Below are 19628 nucleotides of genomic sequence, written 5' to 3'. Positions count from 1 at the left end.
AAACGGGAATTCTAGCATCCGCGGTCGGCGGGTTTGGTTCGCGTCCGTGTTCTCTCGTATAGTGGCGTGCTCCGCTTTCGCCAGCCCCGCCACATGGACGAGATCCGCATTCGCGGCGCGCGCACGCACAATCTCAAGAACGTCAGCCTCGACTTGCCGCGCAACCGGCTCACCGTGATCACCGGACTGTCCGGCTCGGGCAAGTCGTCGCTCGCGTTCGACACGCTGTACGCCGAGGGGCAGCGCCGCTACGTCGAGTCGCTGTCGGCGTACGCGCGGCAATTCCTGCAACTGATGGAGAAACCGGACGTCGACCTGATCGAGGGCCTGTCGCCGGCGATTTCGATCGAGCAGAAAGCGACGAGCCACAATCCGCGCTCGACGGTCGGCACGGTCACCGAAATCCACGATTACCTGCGCCTGCTGTACGCGCGGGCCGGCACGCCGCACTGCCCCGATCACCCGGAACATCCGCTCGAAGCGCAGACCGTGTCGCAGATGGTCGATCACGTGCTCGCGCTGCCGGAAGACACGCGGCTGATGATCCTTGCGCCGGTCGTCGCGCACCGCAAGGGCGAGCAGACCGACCTGTTCTCGGAGTTGCGCGCGCAGGGTTTCGTGCGCGCCCGCGTCGATGGCGAAGTACACGAACTCGACGCACTGCCACCGCTGGTGAAAGGCCGCCGGCACACCGTCGAGGTCGTCATCGACCGCCTGAAGGTACGCGCGGATCAGCGGGGACGGATCGCCGAGTCGTTCGAGACCGCGCTGACACACGCGGATGGCCGCGCGATCGCGATGGAGATGGACACCGGCGCCGAACATCTCTTTTCCGCGCGCTTCGCGTGCCCGGTCTGCAGCTACGCCCTCGCCGAACTCGAGCCGCGACTGTTCTCGTTCAACAATCCCGCCGGCGCCTGTCCGAAGTGCGACGGGCTCGGCCAGCTCGATTTCTTCGACCCGGCGCGCGTCGTCATCCACCCTGAACTGTCGCTCGCCGCGGGCGCGATCCGCGGATGGGACCGGCGCAACCAGTTCTATTTTCAGATGCTCGCGAGCCTGTCGAACCACTACGGCTTCGACCTCGACACCCCGTTCGACGCGCTGCCCGCCGAAATCCGCGAGGTCGTGCTCCACGGCTCGGGGCGGCAGAAAATCCGCTTTCGCTATCCGTCGGACAACGGCCGCATGGTCGCGAAGGAGCACCCGTTCGAAGGCATCATCCCGAATCTCGAGCGGCGTTACCGCGAGACCGACTCCGCGGCGGTCCGCGAGGAGCTGACGAAATACCGGGCGACGCGCGCGTGCCCGACCTGTCATGGCACCCGCCTTCGCTCGGAGGCGCGCCACGTGCTGATCGGCGACCGCTCGATTCACGCGGCGAGCCGGATGCCGCTCGGCGAATGCAAGACGTTCTTCGACGGGCTCGCACTGAGCGGGCACCGCGCGCTCGTCGCGGGCAAGATCGTCAAGGAGATCTCGGACCGGCTGAGCTTCCTGATCAACGTCGGACTCGACTACCTGTCGCTCGACCGCTCGGCCGACACGCTGTCCGGCGGAGAGGCGCAGCGGATCCGCCTCGCGAGCCAGATCGGCTCCGGGCTCACCGGCGTGATGTACGTGCTCGACGAGCCATCGATCGGACTGCACCAGCGCGACAACGACCGGCTGCTCGGCACGCTGCGCCAACTGCGCGACCTCGGCAACACCGTCATCGTCGTCGAGCACGACGAGGATGCGATTCGCGCGGCCGATTACGTCGTCGACATGGGACCGGGAGCCGGCGTGCACGGCGGAGAAGTCGTCGCGTGCGGCACGCCCGCCGAAATCGCGGCGAGCGAAACGTCGCTGACCGGCGCCTATCTCGCCGGGCGATATTCGATTCCCGTCCCGGCCCGGCGCACGACTCCGAATCCGGCGTGCGTCGTGAAGCTGGCCGGCTGCTCGGGCAACAATCTCAAGGACGTCACCGCGGAACTTCCCGTCGGCCTGCTGACCTGCGTCACCGGCGTATCGGGTTCCGGGAAGTCGACGCTGATCAACGACACCCTTCACGCGGTCGCGGCGAAGCATCTATACAAGTCGAATACCGAGCCCGCCCCGTACGCCTCGGTCGAAGGCCTGGATTTTTTCGACAAGGTCATCGCCGTCGATCAATCTCCGATCGGCCGCACGCCGCGGTCCAACCCGGCGACCTACACGGGACTGCTGACGCCGGTGCGCGAGCTCTTCGCCGGCGTTCCGGAAGCGCGCGCGCGCGGCTACGGGCCGGGCCGGTTCTCGTTCAACGTCAAGGGCGGACGCTGCGAGGCCTGCCAAGGCGACGGCCTGATCAAGGTCGAGATGCATTTCCTGCCGGACATGTACGTTCCGTGCGACGTCTGCCACGGCAAGCGGTACAACCGGGAGACGCTCGAAATCCGCTACAAGGGCAAGACGATTTTCGAAGTACTCGATCTGACGGTCGAACTCGCGCTCGAATTCTTCCGCCCGGTTCCGATCGTCGCACGCAAGCTCGAAACGCTGATGGACGTCGGCCTCGGCTACATCCGCCTCGGCCAGAGCGCGACGACGCTCTCCGGCGGCGAAGCGCAACGGATCAAACTTGCGCTCGAACTCTCGAAGCGCGATACCGGGCGGACGCTGTACATCCTCGACGAACCGACCACGGGCCTGCATTTCCGCGACATCGAACTGCTGCTCGGCGTGATGCACCGGCTGCGCGACCACGGCAACACCATCATCGTCATCGAGCACAACCTCGACGTCATCAAGACTGCCGACTGGCTGATCGACCTCGGACCGGAAGGCGGCGACCGCGGCGGACAGATCGTTTGCGCCGGACCTCCCGAGGTCGTCGCAGCCCATCCCGGAAGTCATACCGGCCGTTATCTCGCGCGCGCGCTGTCGGTGCAGTAGAGGATCCGGGCACTTCCTTCCGGCATATCTCCTTACTTGAGCTTACAATCGTGAGCTTCATAACCGATCGCGATCACACCCGAGGCGGGGCGCGCGATGATCAGGAGACCCTGATGGCCGAAATGCCGAAGGACCCGCAAGGCATTTTTCTCGATCGCATCGAACGACGCGTCAAGACCTTCGCGACGCTGCTGGAAGCGGGACTGGGCGTTTATCTCGCGCCCGACGAGCAGCAGCGCGCGCGAGCGATCGAGCAGTTCGTGCGCCTGACCGCACGAAAGAGCGAAGTGCCGCTGCTCTCGACGGCCACGCTCGCTCGGGCGTGCGAAATCGTCCGCACCCATCTTGAAGCGACGCAGAAAGTCCTGCCGCACGACGTCCAGTACCGCAACCGCGTCCGGAAGTCCTGGTAGGGACCGGACAGCGGAGCCGACACGGCGGCGACGGCTTTTCTACGAGTCCGGATAGCCTTGCGGGTTTGCAATCTGCCAGCGCCAGGCATCGCGGCACATTGCATCGAGGTCGTGCTCGGGCTGCCAGCTGAGCACTTCGCGCGCAAGCGACGGATCCGCCCAGCATTCCGCGACGTCGCCGGGCCGGCGCGCGACGAAGCCGTACGGCACCGGCCGACCGGACGCCTTCTCGAACGCGCGGACGACTTCGAGGACACTGTAGCCGCGCCCGGTTCCGAGGTTCAGGCAGCTGACACCCGGCAACTCGCCGATCCGCTCGACCGCCCGGAGGTGACCGCGGGCGAGGTCGACCACGTGAATGTAATCGCGCACACCGGTGCCGTCGGGCGTCTGATAGTCCGCGCCGAACACTTGCAGGCGGGGCAGACGCCCCACGGCGACCTGGCTGATGTACGGCATGAGGTTGTTCGGCAACCCGTTCGGGTCCTCGCCGATCCGTCCACTCGGGTGCGCGCCGACCGGGTTGAAGTAGCGCAGCAGCACGACGTTCCAGCGCGCATCGGCCGCCGACAGATCGGACAGGATCCGTTCCATCATCCACTTCGTCCACCCGTACGGGTTCGTCGCGCCGGTCGGAAAATCCTCCGTGATCGGCACCCGGCCCGGCTCCCCGTACACCGTCGCCGACGAGCTGAACACAAGGCGTCGAACGCCGAACTCGGCCATCACGCCCGCGAGCGCGATCGTGCCGCCGAGATTGTTGTCGTAATACGCCAGCGGTTCGCGTACGGACTCCCCGACGGCCTTCAGCGCGGCGAAATGAATCACCGCAGCGACGTCGTAGCGCCGGAATATTTCCCGCAGCGCCGCCCGGTCGCGCACATCGACGCGGTGAAAACCGGCCAGCGGACGCCCCGCAAGCTCCTCGATCCGCTCGAGCGCGGCCGCCTTGCTGTTGCAGAAGTTATCGACGACGACGACGTCGTGCCCGCTCTGCAGCAGCTCGACGCAGGTATGCGAGCCGATATATCCGGCTCCTCCGGTAACGAGTATCGAGCTCACCTCAGTCTCCTATCGATCGGGCAACGACGGATTGCCCGTGACGCTCGTCAGATTCACAAACCGCTGTTCGCTGCGGTCCCGGGTTCCGATTTCACCTCATACGCGAATCCGCGCCGGCGCGAACCGCGAAGGACTACCGGCCGCCCGTTTGTCGCCCCGCCCATACATAGTCCTCTCGCAACGGAAGACAGCGAGAACTTCCGCAGACGAAAAAAAAGGGCCGGATGTCCGGCCCATTTCTTTCACGCTTTACAACGCGATCACGCAGCGGAAGCTTCGCGCTCTTCGGCTACTTCGACAGCTTCGCCCTCGACCGGACGGTCGAGCAGCTCGATCAGTGCCATCGGCGCGTTGTCACCGTCCCGGAAACCGAACTTCAGAATCCGAAGGTAGCCGCCGTTACGGGCAGCAAAGCGCGGGCCCAACTCGTCGAACAGCTTCACAACCATATCGCGGTCACGAAGACGGTTGAAAGCCAGACGGCGGTTCGAAAGGCTCGGCTTCTTGCCCAGCGTGATCAACGGCTCGACCACCCGGCGCAGTTCCTTCGCCTTCGGGAGAGTCGTCTTGATGACCTCGTGACGCAGCAGCGAGTTGGCCATGTTACGGAACATGGCCTGACGGTGGCTGCTCGTACGATTTAGTTTGCGAAGACCGTTGCGGTGACGCATTTTTCTTCCTCACTCAACTGACGTCTCAACCGAGCTTTTCAAGCCCGGCCGGCGGCCAGTTTTCCAGTTTCATGCCGAGAGTCAGCCCACGCGAGGCCAACACTTCCTTGATTTCGTTGAGCGACTTGCGCCCGAGATTCGGCGTCTTCAACAGTTCCGTCTCCGTGCGCTGAATCAGGTCGCCGATGTAGTAGATGTTCTCGGCCTTGAGACAGTTGGCCGATCGCACGGTCAGCTCGAGATCATCGACCGGGCGCAGCAACACCGGATCGATCGTCTGCGCCGCGGACGTCTCGACGATCGGAGCCGTCCCTTCGAGGTCAGCGAACACCGAAAGCTGGTCCATCAGCACTCGTGCCGCATAGCGGATGGCCTCTTCGGGGTCGACCGCGCCGTTCGTTTCGATGTCGATCACCAGACGGTCCAGGTCGGTACGCTGTTCGACGCGCGCACTTTCGACGAGGTAGCTGACGCGCCGCACCGGGCTGAACGACGCATCCAGAACGACACGCCCGATCGTCTTGCTCTCGCCGGCGACCGGCCGGACGTTACCCGGCACATACCCGCGGCCTTCCTCGACCTTGATCTGCATGTCGAGCTTGCCGCCGGGGGCGAGATGCGCGATCACGTGATCCGGGTTGATGATCTCGACGTCGTGAGTGACTTCGATGTCGCGCGCCGTCACGACCCCGTCACCCGACTTGGCCAGACGCAAGGTCGCTTCGCTGCGGTTGTGGAGCTTGAGCACCACGCCCTTGAGGTTCAGCAGCAAGTCGACAATATCCTCGCGGACGCCATCCAGCGTCGAGTACTCGTGCAGCACGCCCTCGATCGACACTTCGGTCGGCGCGTAGCCCGGCAGCGAGGACAGGAGGATGCGGCGAAGCGCATTCCCCAAGGTATGGCCAAAACCACGCTCGAACGGCTCCATCGTCACGCGGGCCTGAACCGGCGAAACGCTCTGGACGTCGATGATGCGGGGTTTCAGCAGCGAATTGCTTTGCATCAGCAGTTCCTCGAATCTTTGATTCTTCGGGCGAACCCGTTAGCGGGAGTACAGTTCGACGACCAGACTTTCGTTGATCGTCGGCGGCAGCTCGGCGCGTTGCGGATAAGCCTTGAAGATGCCCTTGCCGGCCTTGACGTCGACCTCGAGCCATTCGGGGAAACCACGCGATGCGGCCGCTTCGAGCGCCGCCTTGACGCGCAGTTGGCCGCGAGCCGCTTCGGTCAGTTCGACGACCTCGCCGGGACGCACGACATACGACGGGATGTTGACCCGCCTGCCGTTGACCAGGATACCGTTGTGGCGGACCAGCTGGCGCGATTCCGCGCGCGAGCCGCCGAAACCCATCCGATAGACGACGGAGTCGAGACGGCCTTCGAGCAGTTGCAGAAGGTTTTCACCCGTCTGACCGCGGCGGCGCTCGGCCTCACCGTACACCTTGCGGAACTGCGCTTCGAGTACGCCGTACAGGCGGCGGATCTTCTGCTTCTCACGCAACTGCACGCCATAACCCGACATGCGCTGGCCAGACCGCTGACCATGCTGACCCGGCGCGTACGAGCGACGCTCGATCGCGCACTTGTCGGTGAAGCACTTCTCGGCTTTCAGAAACAACTTTTCGCCCTCGCGCCGGCACTGGCGGCACTTGGGATCCAGATTACGAGCCACGTTAAACTCCTTGCAAATTCGCCTAGTCAGATCCGACGCTTCTTGGGCGGCCGGCAGCCGTTGTGCGGAATCGGCGTGATGTCGGTAATGCTGGAAATCTTCATACCGAGCGCGTTGAGCGCGCGAACGGCGGATTCACGACCGGGACCAGGCCCCTTGATGCGGACTTCCAGGTTCTTGACGCCACATTCCTGAGCGGCCTTGCCGGCGGCCTCGGCAGCGACCTGAGCTGCGAACGGAGTGCTCTTGCGCGACCCCTTGAAACCCGCCCCACCCGACGTCGCCCACGACAGGGCGTTACCCTGGCGGTCGGTAATCGTGATGATCGTGTTGTTGAAGCTTGCGTGGACGTGAGCGATGCCTTCGGCAACGTTCTTCTTGACCTTCTTGCGAACTTTCGCAGCAGTTTTAGCCATTATCAGTTCCTATCACTTCTTGCCGGCGATCGCCTTGCGCGGTCCCTTGCGCGTGCGAGCGTTTGTCCGGGTCCTCTGACCGCGCAGCGGCAAGCCGCGACGGTGACGGACACCTCGATAGCAGCCCAGATCCATCAGGCGCTTGATATTCATCGTCGTCTCGCGACGCAGATCACCCTCGACGACGAACTTCGCCACCTCGTCACGCAGACGCTCCATGTCGGACTCGGTCAAGTCCTTCATCTTCGTCGAGCGCGTCACGCTTGCGGCATCGCAAATATTCTGAGCACGCGAACGGCCAATTCCATAGATGGCGGTCAGCGCAATCTCGGCATGCTTGTGGTTGGGAATGTTTACCCCAGCAATACGGGCCATTCGATTACCCCAAAAAGCGAAACATTAAATTTTAAACGGTGAACGCCTGCAGATCAACCTTGGCGCTGTTTGTGACGCGGGTCGACGCAAATCACCCGCACCACGCCCTTGCGGCGAACGATCTTGCAGTTGCGGCAAAGCCGCTTTACCGAAGCCTGAACTCTCATTTTGTTGCTCCTGTTTCTTGATTACTTGGTCCGGAAAACGATCCGGGCCTTGGTCAGGTCGTAGGGCGTCAGTTGCACGGTGACCTTGTCACCCGGAAGAATGCGGATGTAGTGCATCCGCATCTTCCCGGAGATGGATCCGAGAACCGCATGTCCGTTTTCGAGGCGGACCCTGAACGTTGCATTGGGGAGATTCTCGGTGACCTCGCCCTGCATCTCGATGACGTCTTCCTTCGACATGACTTACCTGATAGGAAGACCCGCGCCCTTGAAGTTCGCCTTTTTCAGCAGACTTTCATATTGGTGAGACATCACGTACGCCTGGACCTGCGACATGAAGTCCATCGTCACGACGACGATGATGAGCAGCGAAGTCCCGCCGAAGTAAAACGGCACATTCCATTTCAGGATCAGGAACTCGGGGAGCAGGCACACCAGCGTGATGTACACCGCACCGACGAGCGTCAGTCGCGTCAGGATCTTGTCGATATAGCGCGCGGTCTGATCACCCGGACGGATTCCCGGCACGAACGCACCGCTCTTCTTCAAGTTGTCCGCCGTCTCACGAGCGTTGAAGACCAGAGCTGTGTAGAAGAAGCAGAAAAACACGATCGCCGCCGCGTAGAGCATCACATAGATCGGTTGGCCCGGTGCCAGCGTGGATGAAATGTCGCGCAGCCAGGTCATCCCCTCCGAAGAACCGAACCATTGTCCGAGCGTCGCCGGAAACAGGATGATGCTGGAAGCGAAGATCGGAGGAATCACGCCCGACATGTTCAGCTTCAACGGAAGGTGCGAACTCTGCCCGCCGTAGATCTTGTTGCCGACCTGCCGCTTCGCGTAGTTCACCAGGATCTTCCGCTGCCCGCGCTCGACGAACACGACGAACCCGGTCACCAGCACAACGAGCACGCAGATCAGCAGCGCGGTGAAGGGATGCATCGCACCGGTTCTGACCAGCTCGAACAACCCGCCGATCGCGCTCGGCAAGCCGGCCGCGATACCCGCGAAAATGATCAGCGAGATGCCGTTACCGACTCCGCGCTCGGTGATCTGCTCGCCAAGCCACATCAGGAACATCGTCCCGGTGACCAGCGTCGCGACGGTGACGAAGCGGAACATCAGACCTGGATCCAGCACGAGTCCGGGCTGGCTCTCGAGCGCGATCGCGATCCCGAGGGACTGAGCGAACGCGAGCGCCACCGTTCCGTAGCGCGTGTACTGGGTGATCTTCCGTCGCCCTGCCTCCCCTTCCTTCTTCAACGCCTCGAGTTGCGGTACCGCAACCGTCATCAACTGCATGATGATCGATGCCGAAATGTACGGCATGATCCCCAACGCGAAGATCGTGAAGCGCGAAAGCGCGCCCCCCGAGAAGAGGTTGAAGACGCCGAGAATGCCGCCGGCCTGCGACTGGAACAGCTCTGCCAGCCGCTCCGGATCGATGCCCGGAACCGGAATGTGCGCACCCAGGCGATAGACGATCAGCGCACCCACCAGAAACAGCACCCGGCGCTTCAGGTCACCGAAGCGGCCGGGCGTACCCAGCGTGGCAGCAGGATTGGCCACTTTGCGATTCCTTCGTTTACTCGGTCACCACGGAGCCGCCGGCAGCTTCGATCGCCGCGACCGCACCCTTGGTCGCGCCGACGCCACGGAGCGTGATCTTGCGCCCGATGCTGCCGGAGAGCACGACCTTCGCGGCCAGCGCGCCAGCCGGGACGATTCCCGCCTGCATCAGCACCAACAGATCGATCTCGTCGACCGGCAGCTTGTCGAGCTCGGACAGTCGCACTTCGACATTCCGCGAAGCGGTCAGCGAGACAAAGCCACGCTTGGGCAAACGGCGTTGCAGCGGCATCTGACCGCCTTCGAAACCGACCTTGTGGAAACCGCCGGCGCGCGACTTCTGACCCTTGTGGCCACGGCCGCAGGTCTTGCCGAGGCCGCTGCCGATGCCGCGTCCGACACGCTTGGCCGCCGACTTCGAACCCGCCGCAGGTTTAATCGTATTGAGCCGCATATCAACCCTCACACTTCACAAGGTAGGACACCTTGTTCACCATGCCGCGAACTTCGGGCGTGTCCTGCAGTTCGACCGTGTGATGCATGCGCCGCAGACCGAGCCCGCGGACGGTCGCACGGTGCGACTGCTTGGTGCCGATCACGCTCTTCACGAGCGTGACTTTGATCGTTTTCTCGGACATTGCTTACCCCAGAATCTCTTCAACGGTCTTGCCGCGCTTCGCAGCGATCTGCGCCGGCGTGTTGATCGCCAGCAAACCGTTGAGCGTGGCACGCACGACGTTGTACGGATTGGCCGAGCCGAGGCACTTGCAGGTGACGTCGGTCACGCCCATCACCTCGAACACTGCACGCATCGGACCGCCGGCGATGATGCCGGTACCGCTCGGCGCAGGCTGCATCAGCACCTCGGAGGCACCATGCTTGCCGACCACCGAATGCTGCAGCGTGCCGTTCTTCAGCGGAATCTTCGTCAGCTTGCGGCGCGCTTCGTCCATCGCCTTCTGCACCGCGACCGGCACTTCGCGCGATTTACCCTTGCCCATCCCGACGCCGCCGTCGCCGTCGCCGACCACCGTCAGCGCCGCGAACCCGAGGATCCGGCCGCCCTTGACGACCTTCGTCACACGGTTGATGGCGACCATCTTTTCGCGGAGGCCGTCATCCCGCTCCTCCGGCGCCTGCGGTCGCTTGCTTTGTTGCTTAGCCATTCGAATCCTCGCTTAGAACTTGAGTCCGCCTTCGCGGGCGGCCTCGGCCAGCGCCTTGACGCGACCGTGATACTGGAATCCGGCGCGATCGAATGCGACCGCCTCGACGCCGGCGGCCTTCGCACGCTCGGCGATCAGCTTGCCGACGACTTGCGCGGCCTGCTTGTTGCCGCCATTCGCGATTTGCGAACGCACGTCGGCTTCGACGGTGGAGGCAGCGGCCAACACCCGCGCTCCACTGCCGTCAATGACTTGCGCGTAGATGTGGGAGTTGGAACGGAACACGGCGAGGCGCACCGACTTCAGCTCCGCGATTTTGGCTCGGGTTTTACGAGCACGACGCAGACGAACTTCTTTCTTGTTCATGACGAACCGCCCTTACTTCTTCTTGGTTTCCTTGAGCACAACCACTTCGTCCGAATAACGGACGCCCTTGCCCTTGTAGGGCTCCGGTTCGCGGTATGCACGCACCTCGGCTGCGACCTGACCGACCTGCTGCTTGTCGATACCCTTGATGATGATCTCGGTCTGGGTCGGCGTTTCCACCTTCACGCCGGCAGGCATTTGATGCACTACCGGATGCGAGAAACCGAGCGTCAGGTTCAGCTTGTCGCCCTGCGCCTGCGCCCGGTATCCGACGCCGACAAGCGTGAGCTTGCGCTCAAAGCCTTTCGTGACGCCGGTCACCATGTTGTTGACCAGAGCGCGCACGGTCCCGGACATCGCACGGGCGTTCTCGACACCTTCACGCGCCTTGCAGACGAGTTCGTCGCCGTCGCGCTCGACCGAGACCGCGTCGCCGATGAACTGATTCACCGATCCGAGGGGCCCCTTGACCGCAACTTCGCCAGCGCCGATCGTGACTTCGACGCCCTTGGGAATTGCGATCGGATTCTTAGCTACACGAGACATGAAACCCCCTTATGCGACGTAGCAAATCACTTCGCCACCGACGTGCCCGGCACGCGCCGCGCGATCCGTCATCACGCCGCGCGGCGTGGAAACGATGGCGACGCCGAGGCCGTTCATGACGCGCGGCAGATCGGTCGTGCTCTTGTATACGCGCAGACCAGGACGGCTGACACGCTCGATGCGCTCGATGACCGGGCGCCCGGCGTAATACTTGAGCGCGACGTCGAGTTCGGGCTTGCCATCCGCCTCGCGTACCGAATAACCGTCGATGTAGCCTTCGTCCTGCAAAACCTTGGCGATCGCGACCTTCAGCTTCGAACAAGGCATCGACACGCTAACCTTCTGAGCCTGCTGACCATTGCGGATCCGGGTCAGCATGTCGGCGATAGGATCGGACATACTCATCTGCTAATCTCCTTACCAGCTCGCCTTGGTCATGCCCGGGACTTCGCCACGGAACGCGAGGTCGCGAAGTTTGTTGCGGCAAATCCCGAACTTGCGGAAAACGCCACGCGGACGGCCCGTCAGGGCACAGCGATTACGCTCACGAACCGGACTTGCATTGCGGGGCAACTGCTGCAACTTCAGACGCGCAGCCATGCGCTCTTCTTCGGACAGCTTGAAATCGTTGATCTGCGCGATCAGCGCGGCGCGCTTGGCGGCAAACTTTTCCACCATCTTGCGGCGCTTCTCTTCGCGATTGATCAAAGCCAGTTTCGCCATAACACCCTCAATTCTTGAACGGAAACTTGAACGCGGCGAGCAGCGCGCGCGCTTCCTGATCGCTCTTCGCGGTCGTCGTGATGCTGATGTTCATCCCACGGAGCGCATCGATCTTGTCGTACTCGATTTCGGGGAAGATGATCTGCTCTTTGACGCCGAGGTTGTAGTTACCCCGACCGTCGAAGCCCTTCCCGCCGATGCCGCGGAAGTCACGGATGCGCGGCATCGCGACCGTCACCAGACGGTCGAGGAACTCGTACATCTTCGCGCCGCGCAGCGTAACCATGCAGCCGATCGGATAACCGTCACGAATCTTGAAGCCCGCGATGGACTTGCGCGCCTTCGTGACAACCGGCTTCTGGCCGGCAATCTTGACCATGTCTCCGACAGCGTACTCGAGGATCTTCTTGTCGCCGACGGCCTCACCTACACCCATGTTCAGGGTGACCTTGGAGATGCGCGGCACCTCCATCACGGACTTGTAACCGAACTGCTTCAGCAACTCGGGAGCAACCGTTTCCTTGTAATACTGCTGCAAGCGCGCCATTGCCACTCCTTACGCGTCCACCAGTTCGCCATTCGACTTGAAGAAGCGCACCTTGCGGCCATCCTCAAGCACCCTGATACCCACGCGATCGCCCTTCTGGGCAGCGGGGTTGAACAATGCGACGTTGGAAATATGCAGCGGCATTTCCTTTTCGACGATGCCGCCCACCTCGCCCTTGAGCGGATTCGGGCGAACGTGCTTCTTGGCACGATTCACACCCTCGACCACAACGCGCTCATCACCGACCCAACTCAGCACCACACCGCGGCGACCGCGATCCTTGCCGGCCAGAACGACCACCTCATCACCCTTGCGGATCTTGTTCATCTCGATAACTCCTTAGAGCACTTCAGGCGCCAGCGAGACAATCTTCATGAACCGCTCGGTGCGCAACTCGCGCGTGACCGGCCCAAAGATCCGCGTACCGATCGGCTCGAGCTTGTTGTTGAGCAGCACAGCAGCATTGCTGTCGAACTTGACAAGCGATCCGTCGGGACGCCGCACACCCTTCGCGGTGCGCACGACGACCGCGCTGTAAATATCGCCCTTCTTGACGCGACCACGCGGCGCCGCGTCCTTGATCGTGACCTTGATGATGTCGCCGATGCCCGCATAACGGCGCTTGGACCCGCCGAGCACCTTGATGCACATCACCGAACGCGCGCCGGTGTTATCGGCGACGTCCAGCCTGGACTGCATTTGAATCATGAATTTATCTCCAACTTGCCCCGCTACAGCGGTCAGTCTTGGAACCCGTACGGGCAAGAAGCTCCGAAGAGCGAAAGCAAAGATTGAAAATTATAACAGCTCGGCATGTTACTGCCAAGCTGTCAGAGTGTTATCCGAAGTTCAGATAACGCGCGCTTTTTCGAGAACCTTGGCTACGCGCCAGGACTTGGTCTTCGAGATCGGGCGGCACTCTTCGATCTCCACCAGATCCCCGGCGCCCGCGCCCCCGTCTTCGACATGGGCGTGGTATTTCGCGGACCGCGTAATGACCTTGCCGTAAAGTTCGTGTTTAACGCGACGCTCGACGAGCACGGTGACCGTGTTCTGCATCTTGTCGCTGACGACACGCCCCACCAGCGTGCGCCTAACTTTTTCGATCTGTTCGGTCATTTCTGCACCGCCTTTTCCCGCAGAAGCGTACGCACGCGCGCGATGTCGCGGCGCACTTTTCCGAGTTGGCTCGTGTTGCCGAGCTGCTGCGTCGCGAGTTGCATACGCAGCGAAAACTGCGCCTTCAGCAGTTCGAGCAACTCTTGATTCAATTCACCGGCGCTCTTCGCGCGGAGTTCACTCGCTTTCATGCTCACCCCATCTGACGGTGGACGAAGACCGTCTCGAGCGGAAGCTTCGCGGCTGCAAGCCGGAATGCCTCACGGGCGAGCGTCTCGTCGACTCCGTCCATCTCGTACAACACCTTGCCGGGCTGGATCTCGGCGACCCAGTACTCGGGGTTACCCTTGCCGTTACCCATCCGCACTTCGGCGGGTTTCTTCGAGATCGGCTTGTCGGGGAAAATGCGGATCCAGATGCGACCACCCCGCTTGATGTGGCGGGTCATCGCACGACGGGCCGATTCGATCTGCCGCGCCGTCAGACGTCCGCGACCAACCGCCTTGAGCCCGAACTCGCCGAAGCTGACCTTCGCGCCGCGCGTCGCGACGCCGGTGTTCCGGCCCTTCTGCTCCTTACGATACTTTCTTCTAGACGGCTGCAGCATCATTCACTCCTGCTTTCTTCCGGCTGCCGGGGCTGCCCCTCGGCACCGCCGCGACGGGCCGGACGGCGACCGGGACGACCCTCGCCGCCCTCGGGACCACGGGGTGCGCCGCGACGCCCGCGACGCGCGTCGGCTTCGGGCTCGACGACGGCCGGCCGCTCGTTGCGACCCAGCATCTCGCCCTTGTAAACCCACACCTTGATCCCGATGATCCCGTACGTCGTCTTCGCTTCGGAAACGCCGTAGTCGATGTCGGCGCGCAACGTGTGAAGCGGTACGCGTCCTTCGCGATACCACTCGGTACGGGCGATTTCGGCACCGTTCAGACGGCCCGCGCTCATGATCTTGATACCCTGGGCGCCCAGGCGCATCGCGTTCTGCATCGCGCGTTTCATCGCACGGCGGAACATGATCCGCTTCTCGAGCTGCTGCGCGATCGAATCGGCGATCAGCTTCGCGTCGACTTCGGGCTTGCGGACTTCCTCGATATTGACGTGCACCGGCACGCCCATAATCTTCTGGAGCTCGCGCTTGAGCAGCTCGATGTCCTCGCCCTTCTTGCCGATCACGACGCCCGGCCGCGCGCTGAACAGCGTGATGCGCGCGTTCTTGGCGGGACGCTCGATGACGATGCGACCCACCGACGCGTGCGCGAGCCGCTTCTTCAGGAAATCGCGGACCTTCAGATCTTCGTGCAGCATGCGGGAGTAATCACCGCTGGGAGCGAACCAACGCGAACTCCAGTCCCGCGTGACCGCAAGACGGAATCCGGTCGGATGAATTTTCTGACCCATAATTACCCCTTATTCCCCGACGGTCACGTAGATATGGCAGGTCGGCTTCAGGATGCGGTTGCCGCGCCCCTTTGCCCGCGCGGTGAAGCGCTTCAGCGACGTGCCTTCCTCGACGTAGATCGTCTTCACCTTAAGGGTGTCGATGTCTGCGCCATCGTTATGTTCGGCGTTGGCGATCGCCGACTCGACCACCTTGCGGATGATCTGAGCGCCTTTTTTCGGCGAGAAAGCGAGGACGTTGAGCGCCTGATCAACCGGCCTGCCCCGCACGAGGTCCGCCACCAGCCGGCCTTTCTGGGCCGACAGGCGAACGCCCCGGAGAATTGCTCTGGTTTCCATGATGACTCCTTACCTCTTCGCCTTCTTGCTCGCGGCGTGACCCTTGAACGTCCGGGTCAGCGCGAACTCGCCGAGCTTGTGGCCGACCATGTTTTCCGAGACGAATACCGGAACGTGCTGACGACCGTTATGGACCGCAATCGTCAAGCCGACGAAATCGGGCAGCACCGTCGACCGGCGCGACCAGGTCTTGATCGGACGCTTGTCGTTGCTCGCCCGGGCGGCGTCAACCTTCTTCAGCAGGTGCGCGTCGACAAACGGGCCTTTTTTAATAGAACGTGCCATCTGTTACCCCTTAACGCTTGTGACGACGCTGCACGATCATCGTGTCGGTGCGCTTGTTGCTGCGCGTGCGGTAGCCCTTCGCCGGCTGACCCCACGGGCTGCGCGGCACACCGCCTTCGCCGGTACGGCCCTCGCCGCCACCATGCGGGTGATCGACCGGGTTCATCGCGACACCGCGGACCGTCGGACGGATACCGCGCCAGCGGTTCGCGCCCGCCTTGCCGATCTTGCGCAGGCCATGCTCTTCGTTGCCGACGACGCCGATCGCGGCGCGGCACTCGACGTGCACGCGGCGCACTTCGCCCGAGCGCAGACGGATCTGTGCGTAGGCGCCTTCACGCGCGAGGAGCTGCACCGAAGTCCCCGCCGCGCGGGCGATCTGCGCCCCCTTTCCGGGCATCATCTCGACGCAGTGGATCGTCGAACCGACCGGGATGTTGCGGATCGGCAGGACGTTACCCGCCTTGATCGGGGCTTCCGGGCCGCTGACGACCGTCTGACCGACTTCGAGACCCTTCGGAGCGATAATGTATGCACGTTCGCCATCGGCGTAGCAGACCAGCGCGATGTTTGCCGAACGGTTCGGGTCGTACTCGATACGCTCGACACGGGCCGCAATCCCGTCCTTGTTGCGACGGAAATCGACGAGGCGGTAATGCTGCTTGTGACCGCCGCCCTGATGACGCACCGTGATGCGACCGCTGTTGTTGCGCCCTGCATTCTTCGACTGCTTCTCGACGAGCGCGGCGTGCGGACGGCCCTTGTAGAGCTCCGCATTGACCACCTTGACCATCGCACGACGGCCGGCAGACGTGGGCTTGAGTTTAACCAATGCCATGATTCGTCACTCCCCGGCCACGAAATTGATTTCCTGGCCCGGCTTGAGGCACACGAAGGCCTTCTTCCAGTCCTTGCGGCGACCCATCATCTTGCCGAAGCGCTTGACTTTGCCCTTCACGTTCGAGATCTGGACCGACTTCACTTCGACCTTGAACAGAAGCTCGACCGCAGCCTTCACTTCGGGCTTCGTCGCGGTCGGCGCGACCTTGAAAACCACCTGCTCGTTCTTGTCGGCGACATAGGTCGCCTTTTCGGAGATCTGGGGCGCGAGCAGCACCTGCATCAGACGCTCTTGGCTGAATCCGCTCATTGCCAGGCCTCCTCCATCTTGGCCAGCGCGCCCTTCGTCACGATGACTTTCTCATAGTGGACGAGCGACACCGGATCCGCCTCGCTGACCTCAAGAACCAGCACGTCATGCAGATTCCGGGAAGAGAGGAACAGGTTTTCATCGAACGCATCGGTGATGACGAGAACGGAGTCGAGACCCATCCCCTTCAGCTTCTGCGACAGCAACTTGGTCTTCGGCGCTTCGACGCTGAAGCTCTCAACGATCGCCAGGCGATCTTCGCGCGCGAGCTGTGACAGGATCGCGGCCACGCCGGCGCGGTACATCTTGCGATTGACCTTCTGCGAGAAGTTCTCGTCCGGCTTGTTCGGGAAGGTCCGACCGCCCCCGCGCCACAGCGGGCTCGACGCCATACCGGCACGAGCGCGGCCCGTACCTTTCTGCCGCCACGGCTTGTGCGTTGACTTCGCGATCTCCGAACGCCCCTTCTGGGCACGGTTGCCCGAACGCGCATTGGCCATGTAGGCGACGACGACCTGATGGATCAGCGCCTCGTTGTAATCGCGACCGAACAGCGCGTCAGAAGCCTGCAGCGTCGCCGCCTGCACACCCTGATCATTCAACAGCTTAAGTTCCATAACGCCCTCGCTCAGCCACGGGCCTTGACCGCCGGACGGACGATGACATCGCCGCCCTTCGAGCCAGGTACAGCCCCCTTAACCAGGAGCAACTGACGTTCAACATCGACACGAACGACCTCGAGACCCTGCGTCGTGCGCGTAACGTTCCCATACTGACCCGCCATGCGCTTGCCCGGAAACACGCGACCGGGATCCTGCGCCATGCCGATCGAACCGGGAGCGTTGTGCGAAATCGAGTTACCGTGCGACGCGCGGTTGGACGAGAAGTTGTGCCGCTTGATGGAACCCGAAAAGCCCTTGCCGATCGACGTACCGGTGACATCCACCTTCTGACCGACCGCAAAGAGGTCGACACCGACGACGTCGCCCGGCTTGAAGCCGGCGACTTGCTCGATTTCGACGCGGAATTCCTTAAGGATATGACCGGCTTCGACGCCAGCCTTGGCGAGATGACCGGCAAGGGGTTTTCCAACCCGGCTCGCGCGGCGCTTGCCGAAAGTCACCTGAACGGCGGTATAACCGTCACTTTCAGGCGTCTTGACTTGGGTCACACGATTATTGGACACGTCAAGCACCGTCACCGGGACACTCCTGCCGTCCTCAGCGAAAATGCGAGTCATGCCAACCTTGCGCCCTACAAGGCCTAGACTCATTTTTTTCTCCTGATCCCCGGTTACGATTGACCGGGCCCTATAAAAAATTTTACGCCAAAAGGCGCAAAGGCCGGATTATACCGGCCTTTCTCGAAACACCGCAAGCGCGGACGCTTACTGCAGCTTGATCTCGACGTCGACGCCGGCCGGCAGGTCGAGCTTCATCAGCGCATCGACGGTTTTGTCCGTCGGATCGATGATGTCCATCAGCCGCTGATGCGTGCGAATCTCGAACTGGTCTCGCGATGACTTGTTCACGTGCGGCGAACGCAGCACGTCGAAGCGCTCGATGCGCGTCGGCAACGGCACCGGCCCACGAACTACGGCCCCGGTACGCTTCGCGGTGTCGACAATCTCCAGCGCGGACTGGTCGATCAGTCGATAGTCGAACGCCTTCAGACGGATGCGGATTTTCTGGTTTTGCATTTGTGGAGTCCTAAAAGAGCGAGCCCGGGGCGACGGGCCCCGGGCGGAACAGTTTTCTTCTTGTTACTCGACGATCTTCGCGACGACGCCGGCACCGACGGTACGGCCGCCTTCGCGGATCGCGAAACGCAGACCTTCTTCCATCGCGATCGGAGCCATCAGCTTCACGGTGATCGACACGTTGTCGCCCGGCATCACCATCTCGGTGCCTTCGGGCAGCGCGATCGAACCGGTCACGTCGGTCGTCCGGAAGTAGAACTGCGGACGGTAGTTGTTGAAGAACGGCGTGTGACGCCCGCCTTCTTCCTTCGACAGCACGTACACTTCACCGGTGAAGTGGGTGTGCGGCTTGATCGAACCCGGCTTGCACAGCACCTGGCCGCGCTCGACGTCTTCACGCTTGGTGCCGCGCAGCAGCACGCCGACGTTGTCGCCCGCCTGACCCTGGTCGAGCAGCTTGCGGAACATTTCGACGCCGGTGCAGGTGGTCTTGACCGTCGGCTTGATGCCGACGATTTCGACTTCTTCACCGACCTTGACGATGCCGCGCTCGACACGACCGGTCACGACAGTGCCACGACCCGAGATCGAGAACACGTCTTCGATCGGCAGCAGGAACGGCTTGTCGATCGCGCGCTCGGGCGTCGGGATGTACGAGTCGAGCGCTTCGGCCAGGCGCATGATCGCCGGCTCGCCGATCTCGGACTGGTCGCCTTCGAGCGCCTTCAGCGCCGACCCCTTGACGATCGGAATGTCGTCGCCCGGGAAGTCGTACTTCGACAGCAGCTCGCGCACTTCCATCTCGACGAGTTCGAGGAGCTCCTCGTCGTCGACCATGTCGCACTTGTTCAGGAACACGATGATGTACGGCACGCCGACCTGACGCGCGAGCAGGATGTGCTCGCGGGTCTGCGGCATCGGGCCGTCGGCGGCCGAGCACACCAGGATCGCGCCGTCCATCTGCGCCGCACCGGTGATCATGTTCTTCACGTAGTCGGCGTGCCCCGGGCAGTCGACGTG

The 19628-nt window shown here is 62.6% G+C and carries 33 protein-coding genes; 2 read left to right on the top strand and 31 right to left on the bottom strand.

The features are described from left to right. The first annotated feature begins 93 nt into the window (after window positions 1-93). Window positions 94-2919, top strand: coding sequence for an excinuclease ABC subunit UvrA (gene uvrA, locus V6M37_RS18610; protein WP_332675840.1), 2826 nt, complete (start codon window positions 94-96; stop codon window positions 2917-2919). 113 nt (window positions 2920-3032) lie between these two features. Continuing rightward, window positions 3033-3332 carry a hypothetical protein gene (locus V6M37_RS18605; RefSeq protein ID WP_332675812.1) on the top strand — a complete coding sequence of 100 codons (300 nt, stop codon included), beginning with the start codon at window positions 3033-3035 and terminating at the stop codon, window positions 3330-3332. A 39-nt stretch (window positions 3333-3371) separates the two neighbouring features. Here V6M37_RS18605 and galE read toward each other — a convergent pair whose 3' ends face one another. From galE to tuf, 31 genes are all read right to left on the bottom strand, one after another. Continuing rightward, window positions 3372-4394: a UDP-glucose 4-epimerase GalE gene (galE, locus tag V6M37_RS18600; RefSeq protein ID WP_332675811.1), complete on the bottom strand. Its 1023-nt coding sequence runs from the start codon at window positions 4392-4394 to the stop codon at window positions 3372-3374. 260 nt (window positions 4395-4654) lie between these two features. Continuing rightward, window positions 4655-5065, bottom strand: a complete 411-nt coding sequence (gene rplQ / locus V6M37_RS18595) for a 50S ribosomal protein L17 (RefSeq protein WP_332675809.1) — start codon at window positions 5063-5065, stop codon at window positions 4655-4657. A gap of 25 nt (window positions 5066-5090) precedes the next feature. Beyond that, window positions 5091-6071 carry a DNA-directed RNA polymerase subunit alpha gene (locus V6M37_RS18590; protein ID WP_332675807.1) on the bottom strand — a complete coding sequence of 327 codons (981 nt, stop codon included), beginning with the start codon at window positions 6069-6071 and terminating at the stop codon, window positions 5091-5093. A gap of 39 nt (window positions 6072-6110) precedes the next feature. Further along, the gene (rpsD, locus tag V6M37_RS18585; protein WP_332675805.1) at window positions 6111-6740 is read right to left on the bottom strand and encodes a 30S ribosomal protein S4; all 630 of its coding nucleotides are present in this window, start codon (window positions 6738-6740) and stop codon (window positions 6111-6113) included. A 26-nt stretch (window positions 6741-6766) separates the two neighbouring features. Beyond that, the gene (gene rpsK, locus V6M37_RS18580) at window positions 6767-7156 is read right to left on the bottom strand and encodes a 30S ribosomal protein S11 (RefSeq protein WP_011237995.1); all 390 of its coding nucleotides are present in this window, start codon (window positions 7154-7156) and stop codon (window positions 6767-6769) included. Window positions 7157-7168: 12 nt separating this feature from the next. Continuing rightward, window positions 7169-7531, bottom strand: coding sequence for a 30S ribosomal protein S13 (gene rpsM / locus V6M37_RS18575; RefSeq protein WP_332675803.1), 363 nt, complete (start codon window positions 7529-7531; stop codon window positions 7169-7171). A gap of 53 nt (window positions 7532-7584) precedes the next feature. Then, window positions 7585-7698, bottom strand: coding sequence for a 50S ribosomal protein L36 (gene rpmJ, locus V6M37_RS18570; protein ID WP_084600394.1), 114 nt, complete (start codon window positions 7696-7698; stop codon window positions 7585-7587). Between the two features lie 21 nt (window positions 7699-7719). Then, the gene (infA, locus tag V6M37_RS18565; RefSeq protein WP_332675800.1) at window positions 7720-7938 is read right to left on the bottom strand and encodes a translation initiation factor IF-1; all 219 of its coding nucleotides are present in this window, start codon (window positions 7936-7938) and stop codon (window positions 7720-7722) included. Between the two features lie 3 nt (window positions 7939-7941). Next, a complete protein-coding gene (gene secY, locus V6M37_RS18560; RefSeq protein WP_332675798.1) occupies window positions 7942-9267 on the bottom strand; it encodes a preprotein translocase subunit SecY in 1326 nt (441 codons plus the stop codon). Window positions 9268-9283: 16 nt separating this feature from the next. Continuing rightward, window positions 9284-9721 carry a 50S ribosomal protein L15 gene (rplO, locus tag V6M37_RS18555; protein WP_332675796.1) on the bottom strand — a complete coding sequence of 146 codons (438 nt, stop codon included), beginning with the start codon at window positions 9719-9721 and terminating at the stop codon, window positions 9284-9286. A gap of 1 nt (window position 9722) precedes the next feature. Beyond that, entirely contained in the window at window positions 9723-9905 is a 183-nt protein-coding gene (gene rpmD / locus V6M37_RS18550; protein ID WP_312661163.1) for a 50S ribosomal protein L30, read from the bottom strand. 3 nt (window positions 9906-9908) lie between these two features. Beyond that, window positions 9909-10433: a 30S ribosomal protein S5 gene (gene rpsE / locus V6M37_RS18545; protein ID WP_332675794.1), complete on the bottom strand. Its 525-nt coding sequence runs from the start codon at window positions 10431-10433 to the stop codon at window positions 9909-9911. Between the two features lie 12 nt (window positions 10434-10445). Further along, the gene (rplR, locus tag V6M37_RS18540; RefSeq protein WP_332675792.1) at window positions 10446-10799 is read right to left on the bottom strand and encodes a 50S ribosomal protein L18; all 354 of its coding nucleotides are present in this window, start codon (window positions 10797-10799) and stop codon (window positions 10446-10448) included. 12 nt (window positions 10800-10811) lie between these two features. Then, window positions 10812-11345 carry a 50S ribosomal protein L6 gene (gene rplF / locus V6M37_RS18535; protein ID WP_332675790.1) on the bottom strand — a complete coding sequence of 178 codons (534 nt, stop codon included), beginning with the start codon at window positions 11343-11345 and terminating at the stop codon, window positions 10812-10814. A 9-nt stretch (window positions 11346-11354) separates the two neighbouring features. Continuing rightward, window positions 11355-11750, bottom strand: coding sequence for a 30S ribosomal protein S8 (gene rpsH, locus V6M37_RS18530; protein ID WP_332675788.1), 396 nt, complete (start codon window positions 11748-11750; stop codon window positions 11355-11357). Between the two features lie 12 nt (window positions 11751-11762). Continuing rightward, window positions 11763-12068 carry a 30S ribosomal protein S14 gene (rpsN, locus tag V6M37_RS18525; RefSeq protein ID WP_332675786.1) on the bottom strand — a complete coding sequence of 102 codons (306 nt, stop codon included), beginning with the start codon at window positions 12066-12068 and terminating at the stop codon, window positions 11763-11765. Window positions 12069-12075: 7 nt separating this feature from the next. After that, window positions 12076-12615 carry a 50S ribosomal protein L5 gene (rplE, locus tag V6M37_RS18520; protein ID WP_332675784.1) on the bottom strand — a complete coding sequence of 180 codons (540 nt, stop codon included), beginning with the start codon at window positions 12613-12615 and terminating at the stop codon, window positions 12076-12078. A gap of 9 nt (window positions 12616-12624) precedes the next feature. After that, window positions 12625-12942 (bottom strand): 50S ribosomal protein L24, encoded by a 318-nt coding sequence (rplX, locus tag V6M37_RS18515; protein ID WP_332675783.1) that lies wholly within the window; start codon window positions 12940-12942, stop codon window positions 12625-12627. Window positions 12943-12954: 12 nt separating this feature from the next. Beyond that, window positions 12955-13323, bottom strand: a complete 369-nt coding sequence (gene rplN / locus V6M37_RS18510) for a 50S ribosomal protein L14 (protein ID WP_312661171.1) — start codon at window positions 13321-13323, stop codon at window positions 12955-12957. Between the two features lie 141 nt (window positions 13324-13464). Beyond that, window positions 13465-13734 (bottom strand): 30S ribosomal protein S17, encoded by a 270-nt coding sequence (gene rpsQ, locus V6M37_RS18505; RefSeq protein ID WP_332675782.1) that lies wholly within the window; start codon window positions 13732-13734, stop codon window positions 13465-13467. Further along, window positions 13731-13925, bottom strand: coding sequence for a 50S ribosomal protein L29 (rpmC, locus tag V6M37_RS18500; RefSeq protein ID WP_053420935.1), 195 nt, complete (start codon window positions 13923-13925; stop codon window positions 13731-13733). Before rpmC ends, rpsQ begins: the two co-directional genes overlap by 4 nt. Before the next feature lie 2 nt (window positions 13926-13927). Then, on the bottom strand, window positions 13928-14341 hold the full coding sequence (gene rplP / locus V6M37_RS18495) for a 50S ribosomal protein L16 (protein WP_332675838.1): 414 nt from the start codon (window positions 14339-14341) through the stop codon (window positions 13928-13930). Beyond that, window positions 14341-15135, bottom strand: a complete 795-nt coding sequence (gene rpsC / locus V6M37_RS18490) for a 30S ribosomal protein S3 (protein WP_332675777.1) — start codon at window positions 15133-15135, stop codon at window positions 14341-14343. The genes rplP and rpsC overlap by 1 nt, the downstream gene beginning before the upstream one ends. A gap of 9 nt (window positions 15136-15144) precedes the next feature. Beyond that, on the bottom strand, window positions 15145-15474 hold the full coding sequence (gene rplV, locus V6M37_RS18485) for a 50S ribosomal protein L22 (protein WP_332675775.1): 330 nt from the start codon (window positions 15472-15474) through the stop codon (window positions 15145-15147). 9 nt (window positions 15475-15483) lie between these two features. Beyond that, window positions 15484-15759: a 30S ribosomal protein S19 gene (gene rpsS, locus V6M37_RS18480; RefSeq protein WP_312661182.1), complete on the bottom strand. Its 276-nt coding sequence runs from the start codon at window positions 15757-15759 to the stop codon at window positions 15484-15486. Window positions 15760-15769: 10 nt separating this feature from the next. Beyond that, a complete protein-coding gene (rplB, locus tag V6M37_RS18475) occupies window positions 15770-16597 on the bottom strand; it encodes a 50S ribosomal protein L2 (protein ID WP_332675772.1) in 828 nt (275 codons plus the stop codon). 6 nt (window positions 16598-16603) lie between these two features. Then, window positions 16604-16909 (bottom strand): 50S ribosomal protein L23, encoded by a 306-nt coding sequence (gene rplW / locus V6M37_RS18470; protein ID WP_332675770.1) that lies wholly within the window; start codon window positions 16907-16909, stop codon window positions 16604-16606. Next, entirely contained in the window at window positions 16906-17526 is a 621-nt protein-coding gene (rplD, locus tag V6M37_RS18465) for a 50S ribosomal protein L4 (RefSeq protein WP_332675768.1), read from the bottom strand. Before rplD ends, rplW begins: the two co-directional genes overlap by 4 nt. An 11-nt stretch (window positions 17527-17537) precedes the next feature. Then, window positions 17538-18182 carry a 50S ribosomal protein L3 gene (rplC, locus tag V6M37_RS18460; protein WP_332675767.1) on the bottom strand — a complete coding sequence of 215 codons (645 nt, stop codon included), beginning with the start codon at window positions 18180-18182 and terminating at the stop codon, window positions 17538-17540. A 114-nt stretch (window positions 18183-18296) separates the two neighbouring features. Then, window positions 18297-18608: a 30S ribosomal protein S10 gene (gene rpsJ / locus V6M37_RS18455; RefSeq protein ID WP_332675766.1), complete on the bottom strand. Its 312-nt coding sequence runs from the start codon at window positions 18606-18608 to the stop codon at window positions 18297-18299. 63 nt (window positions 18609-18671) lie between these two features. Then, window positions 18672-19628: elongation factor Tu (tuf, locus tag V6M37_RS18450; protein WP_332675765.1), on the bottom strand; the 957-nt coding region annotated here is incomplete at its 5' end.

Source organism: Aromatoleum sp., assembly GCF_036675785.1.
In the GTDB taxonomy this organism is placed as follows: Bacteria; Pseudomonadota; Gammaproteobacteria; order Burkholderiales; family Rhodocyclaceae; genus Aromatoleum.
The sequence above is the reverse complement of the archived record's forward strand: the minus strand, read 5'-3'. Positions and strand labels throughout refer to the sequence as shown.

Excerpts from the sequence above, each read along its gene's own strand:
- uvrA (WP_332675840.1), top strand. The coding sequence starts at position 94 with ATGGACGAGATCCGCATTCGCGGCGCGCGCACGCACAATCTCAAGAAC.
- V6M37_RS18605 (WP_332675812.1), top strand. The coding sequence starts at position 3,033 with ATGGCCGAAATGCCGAAGGACCCGCAAGGCATTTTTCTCGATCGCATC.
- rplQ (WP_332675809.1), bottom strand. The coding sequence starts at position 5,065 with ATGCGTCACCGCAACGGTCTTCGCAAACTAAATCGTACGAGCAGCCAC.
- V6M37_RS18590 (WP_332675807.1), bottom strand. The coding sequence starts at position 6,071 with ATGCAAAGCAATTCGCTGCTGAAACCCCGCATCATCGACGTCCAGAGC.
- rpsK (WP_011237995.1), bottom strand. The coding sequence starts at position 7,156 with ATGGCTAAAACTGCTGCGAAAGTTCGCAAGAAGGTCAAGAAGAACGTT.
- rpsM (WP_332675803.1), bottom strand. The coding sequence starts at position 7,531 with ATGGCCCGTATTGCTGGGGTAAACATTCCCAACCACAAGCATGCCGAG.
- rpmJ (WP_084600394.1), bottom strand. The coding sequence starts at position 7,698 with ATGAGAGTTCAGGCTTCGGTAAAGCGGCTTTGCCGCAACTGCAAGATC.
- infA (WP_332675800.1), bottom strand. The coding sequence starts at position 7,938 with ATGTCGAAGGAAGACGTCATCGAGATGCAGGGCGAGGTCACCGAGAAT.
- rplO (WP_332675796.1), bottom strand. The coding sequence starts at position 9,721 with ATGCGGCTCAATACGATTAAACCTGCGGCGGGTTCGAAGTCGGCGGCC.
- rpmD (WP_312661163.1), bottom strand. The coding sequence starts at position 9,905 with ATGTCCGAGAAAACGATCAAAGTCACGCTCGTGAAGAGCGTGATCGGC.
- rpsE (WP_332675794.1), bottom strand. The coding sequence starts at position 10,433 with ATGGCTAAGCAACAAAGCAAGCGACCGCAGGCGCCGGAGGAGCGGGAT.
- rplR (WP_332675792.1), bottom strand. The coding sequence starts at position 10,799 with ATGAACAAGAAAGAAGTTCGTCTGCGTCGTGCTCGTAAAACCCGAGCC.
- rplF (WP_332675790.1), bottom strand. The coding sequence starts at position 11,345 with ATGTCTCGTGTAGCTAAGAATCCGATCGCAATTCCCAAGGGCGTCGAA.
- rpsH (WP_332675788.1), bottom strand. The coding sequence starts at position 11,750 with ATGAGTATGTCCGATCCTATCGCCGACATGCTGACCCGGATCCGCAAT.
- rpsN (WP_332675786.1), bottom strand. The coding sequence starts at position 12,068 with ATGGCGAAACTGGCTTTGATCAATCGCGAAGAGAAGCGCCGCAAGATG.
- rplE (WP_332675784.1), bottom strand. The coding sequence starts at position 12,615 with ATGGCGCGCTTGCAGCAGTATTACAAGGAAACGGTTGCTCCCGAGTTG.
- rplX (WP_332675783.1), bottom strand. The coding sequence starts at position 12,942 with ATGAACAAGATCCGCAAGGGTGATGAGGTGGTCGTTCTGGCCGGCAAG.
- rplN (WP_312661171.1), bottom strand. The coding sequence starts at position 13,323 with ATGATTCAAATGCAGTCCAGGCTGGACGTCGCCGATAACACCGGCGCG.
- rpsQ (WP_332675782.1), bottom strand. The coding sequence starts at position 13,734 with ATGACCGAACAGATCGAAAAAGTTAGGCGCACGCTGGTGGGGCGTGTC.
- rpmC (WP_053420935.1), bottom strand. The coding sequence starts at position 13,925 with ATGAAAGCGAGTGAACTCCGCGCGAAGAGCGCCGGTGAATTGAATCAA.
- rplP (WP_332675838.1), bottom strand. The coding sequence starts at position 14,341 with ATGCTGCAGCCGTCTAGAAGAAAGTATCGTAAGGAGCAGAAGGGCCGG.
- rpsC (WP_332675777.1), bottom strand. The coding sequence starts at position 15,135 with ATGGGTCAGAAAATTCATCCGACCGGATTCCGTCTTGCGGTCACGCGG.
- rplV (WP_332675775.1), bottom strand. The coding sequence starts at position 15,474 with ATGGAAACCAGAGCAATTCTCCGGGGCGTTCGCCTGTCGGCCCAGAAA.
- rpsS (WP_312661182.1), bottom strand. The coding sequence starts at position 15,759 with ATGGCACGTTCTATTAAAAAAGGCCCGTTTGTCGACGCGCACCTGCTG.
- rplB (WP_332675772.1), bottom strand. The coding sequence starts at position 16,597 with ATGGCATTGGTTAAACTCAAGCCCACGTCTGCCGGCCGTCGTGCGATG.
- rplW (WP_332675770.1), bottom strand. The coding sequence starts at position 16,909 with ATGAGCGGATTCAGCCAAGAGCGTCTGATGCAGGTGCTGCTCGCGCCC.
- rplD (WP_332675768.1), bottom strand. The coding sequence starts at position 17,526 with ATGGAACTTAAGCTGTTGAATGATCAGGGTGTGCAGGCGGCGACGCTG.
- rplC (WP_332675767.1), bottom strand. The coding sequence starts at position 18,182 with ATGAGTCTAGGCCTTGTAGGGCGCAAGGTTGGCATGACTCGCATTTTC.
- rpsJ (WP_332675766.1), bottom strand. The coding sequence starts at position 18,608 with ATGCAAAACCAGAAAATCCGCATCCGTCTGAAGGCGTTCGACTATCGA.